Here is a 19,637-nt window from a genome sequence, read left to right on the forward strand (position 1 = left end):
GCCTTGCGGACCAGGAAAGGCGGGCAGCGATGCCCGTTTTTTTTCGCCCGTCGCGCCGGCAGCATGGACTCGAATTTGGACAAGGTTTCCAAGTCAACAGTGTGAAGCCCGACCCGGGTGGGGCATACAATACAAGCCAGTGAACCCCGTCGGGAGGTGATCATGAAGACGCTCCTTGCAGTTGGCGCCCTTGCGCTGGCCCTGGCTGTCCCGCAGGCCGCGGCCCAGAGCGGCGCACCGCCGCTGGACCCCACGCTGGAGGGCCAGCTCGAACGCTGGCTGGGCGCGGGCGACCAGATTTTCAAGAACATCTATACCCGCCAGGGCGACGCAGGCGGCCCTGGCGCGGCGGACGATACCTCGCTCGACTTCCATGCCGCCGCCGACGGGCGCGGGCCGACCTTCACGCTGCTGCGCGTGAGCGACGAGGCGGGCCGCGCCTGGCTGGTCGGCGGCTACAATCCGCAAAGCTGGGACAGCGACGACGGCTGGCATGTCACGCCGCGCGACTTCCAGCGCACTGCCTTTCTGTTCAACTACACGGCGCCGGCCGTCTACCGCCAGGTGCCGAGCACGTTCGCGCTGCCCAGCCAGGGAAGCTTCCAGACTTTCAACGCGCGCGACCAGGGACCGACCTTCGGAGCCGGCCCCGACCTGTTCGTCAACGACCGCCTCGACACCTCACTGTCCTGGCAATTGAGCTATGGCGACCCGGCCGCGGAAGGGCGCAGCATCATCGACCGCTCCGTCGGCGGCCGATTCTTCGCGATCGATGCGCTGGAGGTGTATGCGGTGTCGCCGATCCCCGAGCCGGCGGCCGCGGCGATGCTGGCCGCCGGCCTGGCACTGGTGCTGGCCGTGCGCCGGCGGACAGGGAAGGGCAAGCGCGGCCCGCAGCCGGGCGCGCGCGCGACCGGCCACGCCTTGCCCGCCTGACGGGAGGCCATGGCCGCTGTCGCCCGCTCCGCCTGCCTGCTGTTCGCACCGCTGTCCGCACTGCTGACCGGCCCGGTCCTGGCTGCGCCCGCCACGCCGGCGCGGGATGTGCTGGACGCGCGCCATCTTGGCCATCGTCATCAACGACGACGATCCGGACAGCATCGCCGTCGGCGACTATTACCGGCGCCGGCGCGCGATTCCCGCAGGCTTGCGGTCTGTCACTCTCCTGTCAAATTGTCGACGTAACATTATTTCCAGAAATAAAATGACTATCTGCATCGAAATCCGCTGTATCGCGCATCGATCTTCTTAGGAAGCCCATGAACAAGCACGTTGCATCGAACCCGTCGGCCAGCCGCCTGACCATCCTGGCCGCCTTGCTGGCTGGATTGTCGTCGAGCGCGTTCGCCGCCTCGCCCGACCTCGTCATCAGCCAGATCTTCGGCGGCGGCAGCAGCGTCGCCGTGCGTATTGCCGGCGTGCTGACGATCCCCCAGATCCAGGGCGCCGATGCGAAGAGCGCCTACGCCGACAGCGTGCAGACGACCCAGGGCGTGGTCACTGCGATCGTGGGCAGCGGCTACTTCCTGCAGGACCCCAATGGCGACGCCAACCCGGCGACCTCGGACGGCCTCTTCGTGTTCGGCCCGAGCGCGGCGCTGGCGGTGGGCGACCTGGTGCGCGTGACCGGCACCGTCACCGAATACACGCCGACCGGCGCGGCCCGCTCGTACACCGAATTGACGAGCGTGACCGCGACCACCAGGCTCGGCACCGGCAGCGTCGCCCCGACCAATGTCACGCTGCCCAATGCCGACCTGGCGCGCTTCGAAGGCATGCTGGTGCGCTTCGCCACGCCGCTGACGGTCAACGGCAATACCCACCTCGGCGCGCGTGGCGAACTGACGCTGGCCGCCGGCCGCCGCGAGCGCCCGACCAACCGCCATGTGCCGGGTTCGGCCGAGGCGCGCGCGCTGGCAGCGGACAACGCGGCCAATATCGTCGTCCTCGACGACGGCATCTTCACCGCGCCGGCCACCATCCCCTACCTGTTCGCCGATGGCACGGTGCGTGCCGGCGACACCGTCAGCGACCTGACCGGCGTGCTCGATTTCGGCGCCACCGGCGGCGGCGGCACGGCCTTCAAGCTGCAGCCGACCGTCAGGCCGAGCTTCTCGCGCGCCAACGCGCGCATGGCGCGGCCGGTCCTTGCCGCCGGCAACGTCCGCGTCGCCAGCGCCAACGTGCTGAACTTCTTCACCACGTTCACCAACGGCGGCGATGCCTGGGGCCGCACCGGCCAGGGTTGCACCGTCGGCAGCACGACGCGCGCGTCGAACTGCCGCGGCGCCGACGACATCGGTGAATTCGTGCGCCAGCGCGACAAGATCGTCAGCGCGCTCTCCGCGGTCGATGCCGATGTGGTGGGCCTGATGGAAATCCAGAACAACGGCGACATCGCCGTGACCTATCTGGTCGACCAGCTCAACGCCGCGCTCGGCGCCGGCACCTATGCCGTCGTGCCGAAGCCGGCCGCGACCGGCACCGATGCGATCCGCGTGGCCATGATCTACAAACCGAAGTCGGTGAGCCTGGTGGGCGCCGCGCTGTCGGACGGCAATGGCGTCCACAACCGCGCCCCGATCGCCCAGACTTTCAAGGCGGCCAACGGCGGCAAGTTCTCGCTGGTGGTGAACCACCTGAAGTCGAAGGGGGGCTGCGGCGGTGCCTCCGGCGGCAACGCCGACAGCGGCGACGGCCAGGGCTGCTGGAACGCCACCCGCGTCGACCAGGCAGCGCGCCTGCGCGACGTGTTCCTGCCGCAGGTCGCCGCCGCCGCCAACGATGCCGACGTGCTGGTCGTGGGCGACATGAACGCCTATGGCATGGAAGACCCGATCCGCCTGCTCAACGCGGCCGGTTATGTCAACGAAATCGAGCGCTTCGTGCGTCCGCGCGGCATCCCGTACTCCTACGTGTACGGCGGCGAGAGCGGCTACCTCGACCATGCATTGGCCAGCGGCAGCCTGTCGCCGCAAGTGGCCGGCGTGATCGAATGGCACCACAACGCGGACGAGCCGGAAGCGCTTGACTACAACCTCGAGTCGGGCGGCCAGGATCCGTACCAGGCCGGTCCTTACCGCGCTTCCGACCACGACCCGGTTGTCATCAGCCTGAACCTGGCGCCGACCTTTGCCGACGTCACCGCGTCGGCGGCGATCGTCCGGTCGGCGCCGAGGTTCCACCGCCTGAGCGGCAAGTTCACCTCGACCGTCAAGATTACCAACACGGGCGGCGCGGCGCTGGCCGGCCCGCTGCACCTGGTGCTGCAAGGCTTGACGGCCGGCGTCACGCTCGACGGCAAGAGCGGCGACAAGGACGGTTCGCCTTACCTGACGCTGCCGAACGCCGCGCTCGCCCCCGGCGCCTCGGCCAGCATCACGGCCACCTTCACCAAACCGTCGAAAACCGGCATCGCCTACACCCCGGCGCTGTTGGGCGGCACTTTTTAAAAGTGCGATCCATATCGACTTGCAAAAACCTGGGGTAAAGCGCAATAGACACATCCGACGCCGGCCGGGTGTGCCCGTTGCGTTGCATCAGTCACCCTGGCCGGGGCGGCGCATGGCATCGATGCGATAGGCTTCGGCGTTGCCGTCGACGATGCGCAGGCCGCTACAGCCCTCGGCGGCGCAGTCGGGGGCAGGGGTCCGGCCGGTTGCCGACGAATCGACCGACAAGTCGACGACATGCACGACGGCCGCGGTCCGAGCGACAGGGGCATCCGGTTCGGGAACGGCACCGCCGCAGGCACTCAAGGCTGCGGCAATCAGGGCGATGCATGGGAAGAGTGGCAGGCGCAAGGTCTTCATGGTATTGAGGCAGGCTCGTCATTAATGCGACCTATTGTAGCGATGAATCTTTCTGTATAACAATTGATTTTCGTTTAGATTAACGACGTTGCTAGATATTGAACACCATTTCCATGCAAGATGATGGAAGTTAAAGATGATTGTTGGAAATATCCGAGAGGAAATTTAAATGACACATGAGGGTCGCGCCGATGGACGTCGCGTCTCCGCCACAGTCGATCCGTGGACAAGTCGTCGGCCGGTCACGCCTGTCAAACCCGCTCACGCTTGACCCTGCGTGCGGGCAGGGTATGATGAACTCATGCAAAAATTTGCCATTCTCCTGGTACTGGCCTGCGCGGCCTGCACCACCCGGGCCAACGGTCCGGCCGTCAACCAACCTGCGCCTCCCGCCCTCGACAGCCCTGGGGGGTCTGCGTCCCCCGGCACACTCGGGCAAATCCAGGCCATGATCGGCACGGCCGAATGCACGAGCGACAGCCAATGCCAGGTGCTGCCGATCGGCGCCAAGGCCTGCGGCGGCCCGGCAGGCTATCTCGCCTGGTCGAACGCGAAGACCGATGCCGGGCCATTGCAGGCGCTGGCCGAGCGCCACCACGCAGAACAGCAGTCCAGCAACCTTGCTTCCGGCAGGATCTCTGATTGCCGCGTCCTGACGCCGCCGGCGGCGGCATGCCGGGCGAATACCTGCCAGCTGACCGCGGGCGGGCTGACCCGCTAGGTCGACGCCGCCGCCATCGACCCCGACTCCTTGGCGGCGTCGAGGAACGCTCCCATACGCCATCTTGGTTGCCGCGAGTATATGGCCGTGATACGCTTCACGGGTTTCATCGAACGGTCGACTCAGGAGTGTCTGGATGGATGTCGTAACCTGCAAGGCCACGTCGCGGCGCACGCGCACCTGCGGCTTCACGCTGCTCGAACTCTTGGTCGTGATCGTCATCATCGGTTTGCTGGCCGCCTATGTCGGCCCCAAGTATTTTTCCCAGCTCGGCAAGTCGGAAGTGACGATCGCCAAGGCGCAGATCGATGCCTTCGAAAAGTCGCTCGACACCTACCGCCTCGACGTGGGCCGCTATCCGACCGGCGAGGAAGGCCTGGGCGCGCTGATGGCGGCGCCCGCCAGCGCCGGTCTCAAATGGAACGGCCCCTATCTGAAGAAGGGCGTGCCGCCCGATCCGTGGGGCCATCCCTATCAATACCGTTCGCCCGGCGCACAGGGAGAGTACGAGATCGTCTCCTTCGGCAAGGACGGCCAGCCTGGCGGCGCCGGCGACAATGCCGACCTCTCCTCGCTTTGACGTTCGCGTAACCCTCACACACCCGGGCACGTCTTCATGCAGTTCGCAGTTCGCACCCTCGCGCCCGACCTGTCGATCACGAACGTGCTGGTCGACGCGCTCGACGAAGCCGATGCCCGGCGCCAGCTGGAAGCCAAGGGCCTGTTCGTCAGCGCCATCGCGCCGCAGGGCGGGGCGCGCCTGGCACGCTCGCGCGGCCCGACACTGAACCTGGTCCTGTTCAGCCAGGAATTGCTGGCCCTGCTCAGCGCCGGCCTGGGCATCGTCGAAAGCCTGGAAGCCCTGCTGGAAAAGGAAGCCAATCCTGGCGCGCGCGGCGTGCTCGAACGCCTGCTGGCCGGCCTGCGCGAAGGCCAGCGCTTTTCCAGCGCGCTCGCCAGCCAGCCGGCCCTGTTCCCGCCGCTGTACGTCGGCATCGTGCGCGCCGCCGAAGGCACGAGCGACCTGCCGCGCGCGCTCACGCGCTATGTCGACTACCAGCAGCGCGTCGACACCGTGCGCGCGAAAATCGTCAGCGCCTCGATCTATCCGGTGATCCTGTTGTGCGTGGGCGGCGGCGTGAGCGGCTTCCTGATCGGCTATGTGGTGCCGCGCTTCGCCGAGGTCTACCAGGGCGCGGGACGCCAACTGCCGTGGATGAGCCAGCTGCTGCTCGAATGGGGCCAGTTCGCGTCGCGGCACGGCAGCGCGATCCTGGCCGCCGCGGCGGCGCTGGCCGCCCTCATCGTGCTCGGCGCACGGCGCCTGCTGCGCAGCGGCGGCATTACCCGCCTGCTGGCGCGCCTGCCGGGCATCGGCGAACGCGCCCGCATCTACGAACTGTCGCGTCTCTACCTCACGCTCGGCATGCTGACCGAAGGCGGCATCACGATCGTGAGCGCCATCGAAACGGTGCAACCGATGGTATCGACCACGCTGCGCGCGGCCCTGGTCAACGCGCGCGGCGCCATCGAAGCGGGGCGCCCGCTGTCGGACGCCTTCGAGGCCCACGGTTTGAGCACGCCGATTTCGCTGCGCATGCTGCGCGTGGGCGAGCGCACCGGCGACATGGGGCCGATGCTGACCCAGTCGGCCGCCTTCTACGACGGCGAGATCAGCCGCTGGATCGACCGCTTCACGCGCACCTTCGAGCCGCTCCTGATGGCGGCCATCGGCCTCGTGGTCGGGGCCATCGTGGTGCTGCTGTACATGCCGATTTTCGACCTGGCAGGGGATATGTCTTGAGAAGCGATGTCTTGAGAAGCGATGTCTCGAGCCGCGATGTCTCGACCGGCGATGGCGTGACCGTGGCCATCGATTCCGCACTGCTGGCGCGCGCCCGCGCGCAGGCGCGCCAGTCGCGGCGACCGCTGGTGGCCGAACTCGAGGCCATCACCGGTTTCGAGCCGCGCCAGCTGGTGGCGGCGCTGGCCGGGCCCCTCGGCCTGTCGGTGATGGAAACGAGCGAGATGTTGAGCCAGGCGCCGGCCTTCGACCTGCTGCCGCTGGCCCAGGCCTTGTCGCGCCACTGCGTGCTGCTGCGCGGCGCCGGCGGCCTGGTCAGCGGCGTGATCGCCGATCCCTTCGACCTCGACTTGCAGACCTGGCTGGCGGCGCAGGCCGGCGCCACGGCGCGCGCGCCGCTGCACCTGCGCCTGGCGCTGGCCTCCGACATCCAGGCCTATCTGTCGTGCCAGGAAGCGTCCGCGCGCGCGGTCGATACGCTCGCGCCCAGCGGCAGCGACGCGCGGCGCGACGGCAAGACGGCGGCCGTGCTGTCCTTCGCCTCGGTGTCGGAAGCGGGCAGTCCGGCCGTCAAGCTGGTTAATTCCACCCTGTACGATGCCCTGAAAGCCGGCGCCTCGGACATCCACCTCGAAAGCACGGCCACCGGCCTGGCCGTCAAATACCGCGTCGACGGCGTGCTCGATCACGTCACCAGCGTCGGTGGCATCGAGCTGGCCGAACACATCGTCTCGCGCCTGAAGGTGCTGGCCGAACTCGACATCGCCGAGCGCCGCATCCCGCAGGACGGCAGCTTCCGCGTCGAATCGGGCGGGCGCGAGATCGACCTGCGCGTCTCCATCATGCCGAGCATTCATGGCGAAGACGCCGTGATCCGCATCCTCGACAAGCGCGCGATGGTCGAGGCCTACGGCGCGCTGACCCTGGAAGCGCTGGGCTTCGACGCGCCCTCGCTGGCGACCCTGCGCCAGCTGGCCCAGGAAGCCTACGGCATGCTCCTGGTGACGGGGCCGACCGGTTCCGGCAAGACCACGACCCTGTACGCGGCGCTCACCGAAATCCACAACGGGCGCGAGAAGATCATCACGATCGAAGATCCGGTGGAATACCAGCTGCCGGGCATCCTGCAAATTCCCGTCAACGAGAAGAAGGGCCTGACGTTTGCGAAGGGCCTGCGCTCGATCCTGCGCCACGACCCCGACAAGATCATGGTCGGCGAGATCCGCGACCGCGAGACGGCCGAAATCGCGGTGCAGTCGGCGCTGACCGGCCACCTGGTGCTGACCACCGTGCACGCCAACAACGTGTTCGACGTCTTCGGACGCTTCACCCACATGGGGATCGATCCGTATGCCTTCGTCTCGGCCCTGAACGGCATCTGGGCCCAGCGCCTGATCCGCATGAATTGCCCGCATTGCGCGGTGCGCTACCAGCCGGGCGACGCGGAGCTGCTCTCGGCGCGGCTCGACCGCCATGCCATCGACGACTACGTGTTCATGCGCGGCAAGGGCTGCGGCGACTGCCGCGGCACCGGCTACAAGGGCCGCCGCTCGATCGCCGAGATCCTGATGCTCAACGACGAGATCCGCGAGCTGATCGTCGACAAGCAGCCGATCCGCCGCATCAAGGCCGCGGCGCATGCGAACGGCACGCGCAGCCTGCGCCTGGCCGCGCTCGACCTGGTGCGGCGCGGCGCCACCACCCTCGACGAAATCCAGCGGGTGACCCAGCATGCCTAGATTACCCGGACAAGCCCTGCGTCTGGGCGTGGGTCACGACAGCCTGGCCCTGGTGCGCACCAGCCGCGTGTTCGGCGCGCGCCGCACGGTGCTGGCCGAGGCGCGCATCGACGCGCCCGAGCCGGAGATCCTGGCGCGCGCGCTCGGTACGCTGCTGGCCGGCGCCGGCGCCGGCGCGCGCGGCTGGCCCCTGAGCGTGGTGTTGGCCGACGAGCTGGCGCGCATCTGGCAGGTGGCGCCGCCGCCGCAAGCGGCCAGTCCGGCCGACCTGGAAGCGGCCTGTGCGATGCGCTTCGCCGGCCTGTTCGGCGCGCCGCCCGCAGGCTGGACGATCGCCGCCGACTGGCAGGCCGCGCAGCCTTTCCTGGCAGCCGCGCTGCCGGCCGCATTGACGGACGCCCTGGCGCAATCGGCACGCGCGGCAGGCTGCATCCTGGTCGAGGTGGCGCCGCAATTCGTCGCGGCCCTCAACGGCTGGCGCAGGCTGCGCCGGCCGGGCGCCTGGTTCGGTCTGGTGCATGGCGAGGTGTTGACGATTGCCGCCTACGAGGGCGCGCAGCTGGCCGCCCTGCGCACGGCCGTGGTGCCGCCCGGGGCGGACCGCGCCTGGCTGGACAGCCATATCGCGCGCGAAGCCTTGCGCGTCGGCCTCGCGCCGCCGCAGCAGTTGCAGGTGGCCGGTGGCGCGCCGCGCGCCTGGGCGATGGACGGAGCCGGCAAGGGTTTCGCCTGCACGCTGCTCGACGACGCCGGCGCCGCGGGCGGCGCCGGCGCGGTGCGCCTGGCCTGCACCGGGAGCGCCGCGTGAAGCGCGTGCGGCTGGACTTCGCGCCGCCGAGCCTGCGGCGCACCCTGTTCAGGGCGCCGCTCCTCGCGCGCGTGCTCGCCATCGCGTCGCTGGCGCTGTCGGCCCTGGCGCTGGTGCAGGTGCTTGACTACCGCGAGGCGCGCGAAGAGGTCGACGCCCAGCTGGCGGCCTTGCGCGCGCGCGCCGGCGCGCCCGTGCCCGTGGCGCCGCCGCGCGCGCAGGTGGGCGAACAGGAGGCGCAGGCCGTCAACGCCGCGATCTCGCAGCTCAATTTGCCCTGGCGCGCGCTGCACGATGCCGTGCGCGCGGGGACGCCGTCGAATATCGCCTTGCTGGCGCTGGAACCCGACGCGGGAAAGCGCGTGCTGCGCATTACCGCCGAGGCCAGGACCAGCGAGGACATGCTTGCCTACGTGGCCGCGCTCGGGCGCGCGGACCGGTTCGGCGCCGTGACGCTGGTGCGCCACGAAGTGGTCGAGCAGGACCCGAACCGGCCGCTGCGCTTCCAGCTCGACGCCGGATGGGAGACGCGATGATGCTTGCCACCACGCTTGCCACCTCGCTTGCCACCTCATGGCTGTCGCTGCGCCTGCTGCTGCGCCGTACCAGTCCGGCGACCTGCGGCGCGCTGCTCCTGTGCGCGGCCGGCATCGCCGTGCTGGCCTGGGTGCTGCCGGCGCGCGAGGCGCTGGAGCAGGAACGGGTGCTGGCGCGGCGCGCCGCGGCGCTGCCGCCGCCGGCCGTGGCGCCGGTCGTCGTCGAGGGCGGCGCTGCCGCCAGCCTGGCGCTGTTCAGGACCGCGCTGGGCCGCCAGCGCGATGTCGAGCCGGCCTTGACGACCCTGTTCGGGCTCGCGGCCAAGACCGGCCTGGTGCTGCGCCAGGGCGAATACAAGCGCGGCTTCGAACGCAACGCGCGGCTCCACACTTACCAGGTCAACTTGCCGGTCAAGGGCAGCTACGACCAGGTGTGGACCTTCGCGCTGCTGGCGCTGCGCGCGCTGCCGTATGCCTCGCTCGACGATCTCAGCTTCAAACGCGACATCATCGGCCAGGCCGGCATCGAGGCGCGCCTGCGCCTGACGCTGTACCTGTCCGACGCACCGGGAGCGCAGCGATGAAGCCGCGTCACGTCGCGATGGGCGTGGCCCTGGTGCTGGCCGCGGGCCTGGTGGTCTTTGGCGACCGCAGCCCGCAAGGGGAGGTGGCCGAGGCGGTCGAACGTCCGCGCGCGCAAGCGCCACGCGCCGCGCCGGCGCGCACCGCCGCCGCCAAACCGGATCCGGTGATCGCGCGGCTGGTCCCGCGCGAGCTGCTGATCGGCGACGGCAAGGACAGCTTCAATGCCGGCGCCGCCAACGGCGCGCCGTTCGGCCGCCAGGACTGGACCCCGCCGCCACCGCCCCCGCCGACACCGCCGCCGCCACCGCCGCCGAGCGCGCCGCCGCTGCCGTTCACGGTGATCGGCAAATCGCTCGACGAGGGAAAATGGGCGGTCTATCTCGCCAGCGGAGGACACAGCCATATCGCGACCGAAGGCGTCGTGCTCGACGGCGCCTGGCGCGTCGAGCGCATCGCGCCGCCCCTGATGACCCTGATTTACCTGCCGCTGAACCAGATCCAGCAGCTCAACATTGGAGTATTCGAGTAATGGTTCTTTCCCGGATTCGTGCCCTCGCCAGCGGTTTGCTGGGCGCCGCGCTGCTGCTGGGTTGCACGGCGCAGCGCGCCTACCAGGAAGGCAATGCGCTCGTCGCGCAGCAGCAGGTCAGCGCCGGCCTCGAGAAATACCGCGAGGCGGTGGCCGCCGACCCCGGTAATCCGCTTTACCGCGCGGCCTTGCTGCGCGCGCGCGACGCCTTTGCCACGCGCCTGGTCGAACAGGCCGAGCGCGCGCTGGCGGCCGGCCGCGCCGACACCGCGCGCAGTGCATACCAGCAGGTGCTGGCGGTCGACCCGGCCAACGAGCGCGGCCTGGCCGGCATGCGCCAGATCGAGGCCGACCGCCGCCACGCCGCCATGCTGGCGGCGGCGCGGGTCGATCTCGACAAGAAGGATGTCGAGGCGGCGCGCCAGAAACTGGTGGCCATCCTGACCGAGCGTCCCGGCCACGAAGACGCGCGCCTGCTGCTGGCCGAACTCGACGAAAAGGCCGCCGTGCCGGTGGCCGAGACCGTGCTCGCCGCGGCCTTCCGCAAGCCGATCAGCCTGGAGTTTCGCGAAGCGCCGCTGCGCCAGATCTTCGAGATCATCGCGCGCCATTCGGGGCTGAACTTCATCTTCGACAAGGACGTGCGCTCGGACGGACGCACCTCGATCTTCCTGAAGAACAGCAGCGTCGACGCGGCCGTGCACTTCCTGCTGGTGACGAACCAGCTCGAGCGCCAGGTCATGGACGGCAACACCATCCTGATCTATCCGAACAGCGCGGCCAAGCTCAAGGAATACCAGGAACTGACGGTCAAGACCTTCTACCTGGCCAATGCCGACGCCAAGAGCATCGCGAACACCTTCAAGACGATCCTGAAGTCGCGCGACGTCGTGGTCGACGAAAAGCTCAACCTCGTGATCCTGCGCGACAGCCCGGAAGCGGTCAAGCTGGCCACCCAGCTGGTGGCGCTGCAGGACGTGGCCGAGCCCGAAGTGATGCTCGACGTCGAAGTCCTCGAGATCAAGCGCTCGCGCATCATGGACCTGGGCGTGGCCTGGCCGCAAAGCCTGGGCTTCGCGCCGCTGATCGGAACGAGCGGCGCGCCGATCTCGATCGACGAACTGCGTGGGCTCAACAGCAGCGTGGTGGGCGTGAGCGGCATCCGCGCCACCCTCAACGCCAACAAGACCGATTCCGATTCGAACACGCTGGCCAATCCGCGCATCCGCGTGCGCAACAAGGAAAAGGCGAAGGTCGTCATCGGCGACAAGGTGCCGAACATCACGACCAATGTGTCGCCCGGCGCGGTCAGCAATTTCGTCTCGCAGTCGATCAATTATGTCGACGTCGGCCTGACCCTCAACGTCGAGCCGACCATCTACCTGAACAACGAGGTCGGCATCCGCATCTCGCTCGAGGTGAGCAACCTGGTCGACACCGTCACCACCGATTCCGGCTCGGTCGCCTACCGCATCGGAACCCGCTCGGCCACCACCATGCTGCAGTTGAAGGATGGCGAGAACCAGGTGCTGGCCGGCTTGATCAACAGCGAAGAGCGCAGCAGCGGCAGCAAGGTGCCGGGTGTGGGCAGCCTGCCGATCCTGGGCCGCCTGTTCGGCAGCACGCGCGACGCCAACGACAAGACCGAGATCGTGCTCTCGATCACGCCGCGCCTGGTGCGCACGATCCAGCGTCCGCCGGCCGCGGCGTCCGAGTTCAGCGCGGGTACCGAGGCGAGCTTCCGGCGCCGTCCGGATACGACGGCGCGCCTGCCGACGCCGCAGCCGGACACGCGCCCGGCCGTGCCGGCCGCGCCGCCGGCCAGCCAGCCGGCGGCGCCCGCCTTGCCGCCACCGGTCACGGGCATGCCCCTGTCGCAGCCGATCGGCAGCATGCCGCCGCCGGCCGGCCCGGCCACGCGATGAACCTGGCCGCACCGATCCGCAAGGTAGACGGCGCCGCCGCACGTCCCGCGGCGCGCGGCTTCACATTGATCGAACTGCTGGTCACGCTCGCCATCCTGGCCTTGCTGGCCACCCTGGTGATCCCGGTCGGCCAGACCGTCATCCAGCGCCGCAACGAGGCGGTGCTGCGCCAATCGCTGCGCGAGATCCGCGGCGCGATCGATGCCTATAAGCGGGCCGCCGACGAGGGCCGCATCGCGACAGCGGCCGGCGCCACCGGCTACCCGGCCCGGCTCGAGCTGCTGGTCGAGGGCGTACCCGACCTGCGCAGCCCGAAGGGCGCGAAGATCTACTTCCTGCGCCGCCTGCCGCGCGACCCGTTCAATCCCGATCCCGACCTGGCGGACGCCGCCACCTGGGGCAAGCGCAGCTACGCCAGCGAGCCCGACGAGCCGAAGGAGGGCGACGACGTCTACGACGTGGTCTCGACGTCGCCCCGCGTCGGCCTGAACGGCATTCCCTACCGGCGGTGGTAGCGATGCGGCGACCGCACTTCAAGGCCGGCTTCACGCTGATCGAACTGCTCGTGGTGCTGGCCATCGTGGCCCTGCTGCTGACGCTGGCCGTGCCGCGCTTTTTCCCGAGCATGGACACGGCCAGGGAAACCATCTTGCTCGACAACCTGCGCAGCGTGCGCGCGGTGATCGACCAGTACCATGCCGATACCGGACGCTATCCCGATTCGCTCGAGCAGCTGGTCGAGAAAAAATACCTGGCGCGCCTGCCGGTCGACCCGATCCTGGAATCGGACAGCGGTTGGATCATCGTCGCGCCGGAGGACGGGGGCGCGCCCGGCGCGGTGGCCGACATCAAGAGCGGCGCGCCGGGTAACGACCGCAGCGGCCGTCCCTACGCGCAATGGTAGCGCGGCGCCTGCGCACCGAGGCCGGCTTCACCTATGTCGGGCTGGTGGTGTTCGTGGCGATCCTGGGCATGGTGGGGGCGGCGACGCTGAAGGTGGACGGCCTGATGCGGCGCGCGGCGGCCGAACGGGAGCTGCTGGAAACGGGCGCGGCCTTCAGCGCGGCGCTGAGCAGCTATGCCGCCGCCACGCCGCGCGGCTTTCCCACGCTGCCGCCGACGCTGCAGGATTTATTGAAGGACCCGCGCTTTCCGGGCACGCGGCGCCATCTGCGCAAGATCTTCGTCGACCCGATCACCGGCACTACCGAGTGGGGCGTGCTGTACCAGGGCGACAAGGTGGGCGTGCTGGCGGTCTACAGCCTGTCGCAGGCGCGTCCGCTGAAGGTGGCGAATTTCGACAAGCGCTTCCAGGGCTTCGAGAACAAGGAGCATCTGTCGGAATGGAAGTTCGCGGCGGCGGGACCGGGCGTGCCGGTGGTGCCGGCGCTCCAGCCGGCGCAACCCGGTCTGCCTCCTGCGGCGGCGCCGATCCCGCCGCCGGCGCCGCCCGCGCGGCCGGAGCCTGAGGCGCCGGAGCCTGAGGAGCTGGAAGCGCCCTCCGCGCCGGACGAAGAAGGCCCGTCCCCGGAAACGGCCGGTACGGCTTCGGGCCTTTGATTACTTGGCGCGGCGCTTGAAGTCGCGCGGGCGAAAGCCCAGCAGCACGAGCACGCCGAAATAGGCGATGCCGCTGGCGACGATGATGGCCAGCAGGACGCCAGCGCGCAGGAACGGCTGGGCGCGCATGGCGACCCAGTCGAATTGCGCCTGGCCGAACCAGGCGAGCGCGCCCATCACCGTCACGGCCGCGACCAGCTTGAAGAAGAAGCTGGCCCAGCCCGGCTGCGGCGCGTAGATCTTGCGCTTGCGCAGGCCCGCATACAGCAGGGCGGCGTTGATGCAGGCGCCCACGCCGATCGATAGCGCCAGGCCCGCGACGCCCAGCAGCGGCACGAAGACCAGGTTCAACAACTGCGTGACGACCAGCACCCCGACGGCGATGCGCACCGGCGTCTTCACATCCTGGCGCGCGAAGAAGGCCGGCGCCAGGGTCTTCACCAGGATGAAGCCGAGCAGGCCCGCGCTATAGGCCATCAGGGGCAGCGAGGAGGCGGCGACGTCGGCGTTGTCGAATTTACCGTAGTGGAAAAGGGTGGCGATCATCGGCGTGGCCAGGGCCGCCATGCCGACCGCCGCCGGAATGGCGAGCAGGAAGGTCAGGCGCAGGCCCCAGTCCAGCAGCGAGGAATATTCGCGCGTGTCGCCTTCGGTGTTCGCCTTGGCCAGGCCCGGCAGCAGGATCGTGCCCAGCGCCACGCCGAGCAGGGCGGTCGGCAATTCCATCAGCCGGTCGGCGTACTGCAGGGCCGTCACGGCGCCGGCCGCCAGGCCGGCGGCGATGGTGGTGTTGATCAGGAGGCTGATCTGGGCCGCGGCCACGGAGAACACGGCCGGCCCCATCTTGCCGAGCATGCGGTGCACGCCGGCGTCGCGCAGGCCGACCAGCGGATTGACCGACAGGCGCGGCAGCATGCCGATTTTCAGCAGCGAAGGAATCTGCAGGGCCACTTGCAGCACGCCGCCGACGCAGACGCCGACCGCCATCGCATAGATCGGCTGCTCGAAATAATCGGCCAGCACCAGGGCGGCGAAGATGAAGGAGAGGTTCAGCAGCACCGGCGTGATGGCCGGGATCTTGAATTGGCGCCAGGTGTTGAGCACGCCGCTGGCGAGCGCGACGAAAGCCATGCAGGTGATGTAGGGGAACATCATGCGCGTCATGACGACGGCGGCGTCGAAGGCGGCCGGTTCGCGCTGCAGCCCGCCGCCGATCCAGTAGATCAGGACAGGCGCGGCCACGATGCCGGCGATGCTGACAAGCAGGGTGGCCCAGATCAGCACGGTCGCCACATGGTCGACCAGGGTCTTGGTCGCGGCCTGGCCGTGCCTGGTCTTGTATTCGGTAATGATGGGAACGAAGGCTTGCGAGAAGGCGCCCTCGGCAAACAGGCGCCGCAAGAGGTTCGGCAGGCGGAAGGCGATGTTGAAGGCGTCGGTGAAGTTGGAGGCGCCGAACGCGGCGGCAAACAGGCTGTCGCGCAGCAGTCCCGTGACGCGGGACACCATGGTCATGCTGGAAATGGCAGCGAGGGTCTTGAGCAGATTCATGGGGCGAGATTATAGCTGGGCAACACCCCATGCGCGGTATCCGCGGGGCCAAATAGCAAGAATGAATTGCCGGTGAGGGATTCCTTCGCTATAATCGTGGGCTGTACTGAATTCTGTTGGCAGACACAATGTTTTGGCAGGCACTGGAATGGGCCAGTTTGACTCGCTAATGTTTGCAAACGCAACTTGACCCCGATTTAGGAAATTCCATGGCAAATACCGCACAAGCGCGCAAACGCGCTCGTCAAGCAGTTAAGCAAAACGCACACAACAGCGCTCAGCGTTCGACCCTGCGCACCGCCATCAAGGCCGTCCGCAAAGCCATCCAGGCAGGCGACAAAGCTGCTGCGACCAGCATCTTCCAGTCGTCGGTCTCGACCATCGACAGCATCGCCGACAAGAAGATCATCCACAAGAACAAGGCCGCTCGCCACAAGAGCCGCCTGGCTGCCGCCCTGAAAGCCCTGTCGGCCTGATAGCCGGTCGGCACGCGGCCCCGGCCGCGCTGGCAGTACAGTGGAAGAAGAACCCGCCCGACCCCGGTCCTGGCGGGTTTTTCCGCTTTCGGAGTGTTTTTACTCCGTTTTCGGAGTCGGGAACAGTGCCCGTCAAGTGCCGGCCGAGGTCCAGGCCAGGCAGCCGATCGCCAGCGCCGACTTGCTCACCATCCACGCGCCGTGCCGGTAGAGCAAGGCGGTTCTGCTGCGGTCCTTGACATCGAGCGCCCACACCTCGCCCGAGGGCGAGGACCACAGGATGCGCCCGTCGACCGCCTCGATCGCGGCGAATACCTGCCCCGGCCGGGTTCCCGGCGCGAAGAACACCATCACCGTATCCACGTCGGCCGGCGGCAATGCCGCGACCGGCCCCCCTGCCAGCACCGCCAGCACCAGCGCCGCGGCGCCGCTGCGGCCGCCGAGCGAACCGTTCCCGCGCCGCAGCCACCAGCCGAGCACGACGAACGCCACGCCGAACACGACGAACCACAGCAGATCCCAGAACAGCACGTTGCCGGCGTCCAGGCGAATGCGGTGGATGCCAAGCACCCAATGCGACAGCACGCCGTCGAGCATGTGCCAGGCGCCGAAGCCGGTCGCCGCGCTGGCCACCAGAAGGCGGTCGCCGCCTGGCGCGCTGAACTGGTGCCGCCCCTTCCACAGTTTCCACAGGCCGGCGAAGGCAATCACATACATCAGCAGGTGGAAGAAGCCGTCGGCCAGGATCTGGATGCGGATGTCCTGGAAGGGTGCGCGGGTGATCAGCGAAAGCAGGTGGTGCCACTGCAGGATCTGATGCAGCAGGATGCCGTCGAAAAAGCCGCCGAGGCCGAATCCGAGCAGGTAGCCGGCCCAGCCCAGGGGACGTCGGGCGGGGAGGACGCAGGCTTCGCACTGGCGGACGGTCATGGCAATTCCTCGAGAATATGGACGCTTCGGTGCTGCCCATGCTAGCGCGTTCGGGCCTGCGTCCGCGCCGCGCAGCGATCTTGCAGCTTGCTAAAGCTGTAGCGCACAGTAAAATACTGGTGCATAATGTGAAACGCTCGTCTTATGTCTTATAGAAGACCTGGCTCGCAGCAGAGGTCTCCCGGCAGTACCGGCGAATCAATACGGCCGATCCGGCACGGCATCCTGCGCGATCCGTCCGCCTCGCATTCGGGTGGAGCGGCATGACCGGCGTCGCGTTCGTCGCGAAGAGAAGCGTTATTTATTAAGTTAATGACCAAGTTTGATACCGATCGCGAACCCTTCGCGAGAACCGAGGAAAAAGCGCATGAGCAGTAATCCGACCATCATCTACACCCTGACCGACGAGGCGCCGCTGCTGGCGACCCACGCCTTCCTGCCTGTCGTCAGCACCTTCACCAAGGCCGCCGGCATCGACGTCGTGTCGAGCGACATTTCGGTCGCGGCCCGCATCCTGGCCGCTTTCCCGGAATACCTGACGCCGGAGCAGCGTGTGCCGGACGCGCTGGCCGAACTGGGCAAGAAGACGCTCGAACCGGACGCGAACATCATCAAGCTGCCGAACATCAGCGCCTCGGTCGGCCAGTTGACCGCCGCCATCAAGGAATTGCAGGAAAAGGGCTACGCGCTGCCCGACTACCCGGCCGACGCCAGGACCGACGAAGAAAAAGCGATCAAGGCACGCTACAACAAGTGCATCGGTTCGGCCGTGAACCCGGTGCTGCGCGAAGGTAACTCGGACCGCCGCGCGCCACGCGCCGTGAAAGAGTACGCACGCAAGAACCCGCATTCGATGGCGCCATGGTCGCCCGCCTCGCGTACCCACGTGTCGCACATGACCCACGGCGACTTTTATCATGGCGAAAAGTCGGTGACGGTGCAGGGCGCGCGCGAAGTCAAGATGGAACTGGTCACCCCGAGCGGCCGGACCGTCGTGCTCAAGCCGAAGGTGGTGCTGCAGGACGGCGAGATCATCGATTCGATGTTCCTGAGCCGCAAGGCCCTGCTCGCGTTCTACCAGGAGCAGATCGATGACGCGAAAGAAACCGGCGTCATGTTCTCGCTGCACGTGAAGGCGACCATGATGAAGGTCTCGCATCCGATCGTCTTCGGCCACTGCGTGCGCATGTTCTACAAGGAAGCGTTCGACAAGCACGCCGCCCTGTTGGACAGCCTGGGCGTGAACGTCAACAACGGCATGGCCGATCTGCACCAGAAGATCGCCAACCTGCCGGCCTCGCAGCGCGAAGAAATCGAGCGCGACCTGCACGCCTGCCAGGAACACCGTCCGGCGCTGGCCATGGTCGACTCGGCCAAGGGCATCACCAACTTCCATTCGCCGAACGACGTCATCGTCGACGCCTCGATGCCGGCCATGATCCGCGCCGGCGGCAAGATGTACGGCGCCGACGGCCGCCTGAAGGAAGTCAAGGCGGTCATTCCCGAATCGACCTTCGCCCGCATCTACCAGGAAATCATCAACTTCTGCAAATGGCATGGCGCCTTCGATCCGAAGACCATGGGCACGGTCCCGAACGTGGGCCTGATGGCCCAGCAAGCCGAGGAATACGGCTCGCACGACAAGACCTTCGAAGTGCCCGAAGCCGGCGTCGCCAACATCACCGACGTCGCCACCGGCGAAGTGCTGCTGTCGCAGAACGTCGAGCAGGGCGATATCTGGCGCATGTGCCAGGTCAAGGACGCGGCGATCCGCGACTGGGTCAAGCTGGCCGTGACGCGCGCGCGCAACTCGGGCATGCCGGCCGTGTTCTGGCTCGACCCCTACCGTCCGCACGAGAACGAGCTGATCAAGAAGGTGCGCACGTATTTGAAGGACCACGATACGGCCGGCCTCGACATCCAGATCATGTCGCAGGTCCGTGCGATGCGCTACACGCTCGAGCGCGTCAAGCGCGGCCTGGACACCATCTCGGTGACCGGCAACATCCTGCGCGACTACCTGACCGACCTGTTCCCGATCATGGAGCTGGGCACCAGCGCCAAGATGCTGTCGATCGTCCCGCTGATGGCCGGCGGCGGCATGTACGAAACCGGCGCGGGCGGCTCGGCACCGAAGCACGTGCAGCAGCTGACCGAGGAAAATCACTTGCGCTGGGATTCGCTGGGCGAGTTCCTGGCCCTGGCCGTGTCGCTCGAAGACCTGGGCATCAAGACCGGCAGCAGCAAGGCCAAGGTCCTGGCGCAGACGCTCGACGCCGCGACCGGCAAGCTGCTCGACAACCGCAAGTCGCCGTCGCCGAAGACCGGCGAGCTCGACAACCGCGGCAGCCAGTTCTACCTGTCGCTGTACTGGGCCCAGGAACTGGCCGCGCAGACCGACGACGCCGAACTGGCGGCCTACTTCGCGCCGCTGGCCAAGACCCTGCTCGATAACGAAGCCACGATCCTGGCCGAGCTGCTGGCGGTGCAGGGCAAGCCGGCCGATATCGGCGGCTACTACAAGGCCGACGAAGCGAAGGTGACGGCGGTCATGCGTCCGAGCGCGACCTTCAATGCCGCGCTGGACTCGCTGGGCAAGTAAGCCTTCCGGCTGGCAGCGATCGGCCCGCCGTCCTGCAAGGGGCGGCGGGTTTTTTCATG

Annotated in this window: 19 protein-coding genes; 16 read left to right on the top strand and 3 right to left on the bottom strand. The window is 68.0% G+C overall.

Annotated features, from left to right (window positions below):
* Window positions 1-162 precede the first annotated feature (162 nt).
* Together ACFPOU_RS14160 and ACFPOU_RS14165 are read left to right on the top strand one after the other, a co-directional pair.
* On the top strand, window positions 163-936 hold the full coding sequence (locus ACFPOU_RS14160) for a PEP_CTERM-anchored TLD domain-containing protein (RefSeq protein WP_379722297.1): 774 nt from the start codon (window positions 163-165) through the stop codon (window positions 934-936).
* 323 nt (window positions 937-1,259) lie between these two features.
* Window positions 1,260-3,452, top strand: a complete 2,193-nt coding sequence (locus ACFPOU_RS14165) for an ExeM/NucH family extracellular endonuclease (protein WP_379722299.1) — start codon at window positions 1,260-1,262, stop codon at window positions 3,450-3,452.
* An 87-nt stretch (window positions 3,453-3,539) separates the two neighbouring features.
* Here ACFPOU_RS14165 and ACFPOU_RS14170 read toward each other — a convergent pair whose 3' ends face one another.
* Window positions 3,540-3,812: a hypothetical protein gene (locus tag ACFPOU_RS14170; RefSeq protein ID WP_379722301.1), complete on the bottom strand. Its 273-nt coding sequence runs from the start codon at window positions 3,810-3,812 to the stop codon at window positions 3,540-3,542.
* 301 nt (window positions 3,813-4,113) lie between these two features.
* Here ACFPOU_RS14170 and ACFPOU_RS14175 point away from each other — a divergent pair, with 301 nt between their 5' ends.
* From ACFPOU_RS14175 to ACFPOU_RS14230, 12 genes are all read left to right on the top strand, one after another.
* Window positions 4,114-4,533 carry a hypothetical protein gene (locus ACFPOU_RS14175; protein WP_379722303.1) on the top strand — a complete coding sequence of 140 codons (420 nt, stop codon included), beginning with the start codon at window positions 4,114-4,116 and terminating at the stop codon, window positions 4,531-4,533.
* 136 nt (window positions 4,534-4,669) lie between these two features.
* Window positions 4,670-5,113 (top strand): type II secretion system major pseudopilin GspG, encoded by a 444-nt coding sequence (gene gspG, locus ACFPOU_RS14180; RefSeq protein ID WP_379722305.1) that lies wholly within the window; start codon window positions 4,670-4,672, stop codon window positions 5,111-5,113.
* 36 nt (window positions 5,114-5,149) lie between these two features.
* Entirely contained in the window at window positions 5,150-6,337 is a 1,188-nt protein-coding gene (locus ACFPOU_RS14185; RefSeq protein ID WP_379722307.1) for a type II secretion system F family protein, read from the top strand.
* A gap of 11 nt (window positions 6,338-6,348) precedes the next feature.
* A complete protein-coding gene (locus ACFPOU_RS14190; protein ID WP_379722309.1) occupies window positions 6,349-8,076 on the top strand; it encodes a GspE/PulE family protein in 1,728 nt (575 codons plus the stop codon).
* Window positions 8,069-8,884 (top strand): hypothetical protein, encoded by an 816-nt coding sequence (locus ACFPOU_RS14195; RefSeq protein ID WP_379722311.1) that lies wholly within the window; start codon window positions 8,069-8,071, stop codon window positions 8,882-8,884. The genes ACFPOU_RS14190 and ACFPOU_RS14195 overlap by 8 nt, the downstream gene beginning before the upstream one ends.
* Window positions 8,881-9,420, top strand: coding sequence for a hypothetical protein (locus ACFPOU_RS14200; protein ID WP_379722313.1), 540 nt, complete (start codon window positions 8,881-8,883; stop codon window positions 9,418-9,420). Before ACFPOU_RS14195 ends, ACFPOU_RS14200 begins: the two co-directional genes overlap by 4 nt.
* Complete coding sequence (locus ACFPOU_RS14205) at window positions 9,417-10,004, top strand: hypothetical protein (RefSeq protein ID WP_379722315.1); 588 nt, start codon at window positions 9,417-9,419, stop codon at window positions 10,002-10,004. The genes ACFPOU_RS14200 and ACFPOU_RS14205 overlap by 4 nt, the downstream gene beginning before the upstream one ends.
* Window positions 10,001-10,534 carry a hypothetical protein gene (locus ACFPOU_RS14210; RefSeq protein WP_379722317.1) on the top strand — a complete coding sequence of 178 codons (534 nt, stop codon included), beginning with the start codon at window positions 10,001-10,003 and terminating at the stop codon, window positions 10,532-10,534. Before ACFPOU_RS14205 ends, ACFPOU_RS14210 begins: the two co-directional genes overlap by 4 nt.
* The gene (locus tag ACFPOU_RS14215; protein ID WP_379722319.1) at window positions 10,534-12,459 is read left to right on the top strand and encodes a secretin N-terminal domain-containing protein; all 1,926 of its coding nucleotides are present in this window, start codon (window positions 10,534-10,536) and stop codon (window positions 12,457-12,459) included. The genes ACFPOU_RS14210 and ACFPOU_RS14215 overlap by 1 nt, the downstream gene beginning before the upstream one ends.
* On the top strand, window positions 12,456-12,974 hold the full coding sequence (locus ACFPOU_RS14220) for a prepilin-type N-terminal cleavage/methylation domain-containing protein (protein WP_379722321.1): 519 nt from the start codon (window positions 12,456-12,458) through the stop codon (window positions 12,972-12,974). Before ACFPOU_RS14215 ends, ACFPOU_RS14220 begins: the two co-directional genes overlap by 4 nt.
* 2 nt (window positions 12,975-12,976) lie before the next feature.
* Window positions 12,977-13,363: a type II secretion system protein gene (locus ACFPOU_RS14225; RefSeq protein WP_379722323.1), complete on the top strand. Its 387-nt coding sequence runs from the start codon at window positions 12,977-12,979 to the stop codon at window positions 13,361-13,363.
* Window positions 13,357-14,019, top strand: coding sequence for a type II secretion system protein (locus tag ACFPOU_RS14230; RefSeq protein WP_379722325.1), 663 nt, complete (start codon window positions 13,357-13,359; stop codon window positions 14,017-14,019). The genes ACFPOU_RS14225 and ACFPOU_RS14230 overlap by 7 nt, the downstream gene beginning before the upstream one ends.
* On the opposite strand, the gene murJ is transcribed toward ACFPOU_RS14230, so the two are convergent.
* The gene (murJ, locus tag ACFPOU_RS14235; RefSeq protein WP_379722327.1) at window positions 14,020-15,570 is read right to left on the bottom strand and encodes a murein biosynthesis integral membrane protein MurJ; all 1,551 of its coding nucleotides are present in this window, start codon (window positions 15,568-15,570) and stop codon (window positions 14,020-14,022) included.
* A gap of 209 nt (window positions 15,571-15,779) precedes the next feature.
* Here murJ and rpsT point away from each other — a divergent pair, with 209 nt between their 5' ends.
* A complete protein-coding gene (gene rpsT, locus ACFPOU_RS14240) occupies window positions 15,780-16,046 on the top strand; it encodes a 30S ribosomal protein S20 (RefSeq protein ID WP_056339242.1) in 267 nt (88 codons plus the stop codon).
* A gap of 132 nt (window positions 16,047-16,178) precedes the next feature.
* On the opposite strand, the gene ACFPOU_RS14245 is transcribed toward rpsT, so the two are convergent.
* Window positions 16,179-16,976 (bottom strand): DUF2243 domain-containing protein, encoded by a 798-nt coding sequence (locus ACFPOU_RS14245; protein WP_379722330.1) that lies wholly within the window; start codon window positions 16,974-16,976, stop codon window positions 16,179-16,181.
* A 367-nt stretch (window positions 16,977-17,343) separates the two neighbouring features.
* On the opposite strand from ACFPOU_RS14245, the gene ACFPOU_RS14250 reads away from it, so the two are divergent.
* Entirely contained in the window at window positions 17,344-19,578 is a 2,235-nt protein-coding gene (locus ACFPOU_RS14250; protein ID WP_379722332.1) for an NADP-dependent isocitrate dehydrogenase, read from the top strand.
* The last annotated feature ends 59 nt before the right edge of the window (window positions 19,579-19,637 follow it).

This window comes from Massilia jejuensis (assembly GCF_042656795.1).
Classification (GTDB): Bacteria; Pseudomonadota; Gammaproteobacteria; order Burkholderiales; family Burkholderiaceae_D; genus Telluria; species Telluria jejuensis.

Coding starts and splice junctions, on each gene's coding strand:
- ACFPOU_RS14205 (WP_379722315.1), top strand. CDS start 9,417: ATGATGCTTGCCACCACGCTTGCCACCTCGCTTGCCACCTCATGGCTG.
- ACFPOU_RS14225 (WP_379722323.1), top strand. CDS start 12,977: ATGCGGCGACCGCACTTCAAGGCCGGCTTCACGCTGATCGAACTGCTC.
- ACFPOU_RS14195 (WP_379722311.1), top strand. CDS start 8,069: ATGCCTAGATTACCCGGACAAGCCCTGCGTCTGGGCGTGGGTCACGAC.
- ACFPOU_RS14245 (WP_379722330.1), bottom strand. CDS start 16,976: ATGACCGTCCGCCAGTGCGAAGCCTGCGTCCTCCCCGCCCGACGTCCC.
- ACFPOU_RS14210 (WP_379722317.1), top strand. CDS start 10,001: ATGAAGCCGCGTCACGTCGCGATGGGCGTGGCCCTGGTGCTGGCCGCG.
- ACFPOU_RS14185 (WP_379722307.1), top strand. CDS start 5,150: ATGCAGTTCGCAGTTCGCACCCTCGCGCCCGACCTGTCGATCACGAAC.
- rpsT (WP_056339242.1), top strand. CDS start 15,780: ATGGCAAATACCGCACAAGCGCGCAAACGCGCTCGTCAAGCAGTTAAG.
- ACFPOU_RS14220 (WP_379722321.1), top strand. CDS start 12,456: ATGAACCTGGCCGCACCGATCCGCAAGGTAGACGGCGCCGCCGCACGT.
- ACFPOU_RS14250 (WP_379722332.1), top strand. CDS start 17,344: ATGAGCAGTAATCCGACCATCATCTACACCCTGACCGACGAGGCGCCG.
- gspG (WP_379722305.1), top strand. CDS start 4,670: ATGGATGTCGTAACCTGCAAGGCCACGTCGCGGCGCACGCGCACCTGC.
- ACFPOU_RS14175 (WP_379722303.1), top strand. CDS start 4,114: ATGCAAAAATTTGCCATTCTCCTGGTACTGGCCTGCGCGGCCTGCACC.
- ACFPOU_RS14165 (WP_379722299.1), top strand. CDS start 1,260: ATGAACAAGCACGTTGCATCGAACCCGTCGGCCAGCCGCCTGACCATC.
- ACFPOU_RS14230 (WP_379722325.1), top strand. CDS start 13,357: ATGGTAGCGCGGCGCCTGCGCACCGAGGCCGGCTTCACCTATGTCGGG.
- murJ (WP_379722327.1), bottom strand. CDS start 15,570: ATGAATCTGCTCAAGACCCTCGCTGCCATTTCCAGCATGACCATGGTG.
- ACFPOU_RS14215 (WP_379722319.1), top strand. CDS start 10,534: ATGGTTCTTTCCCGGATTCGTGCCCTCGCCAGCGGTTTGCTGGGCGCC.
- ACFPOU_RS14160 (WP_379722297.1), top strand. CDS start 163: ATGAAGACGCTCCTTGCAGTTGGCGCCCTTGCGCTGGCCCTGGCTGTC.
- ACFPOU_RS14170 (WP_379722301.1), bottom strand. CDS start 3,812: ATGAAGACCTTGCGCCTGCCACTCTTCCCATGCATCGCCCTGATTGCC.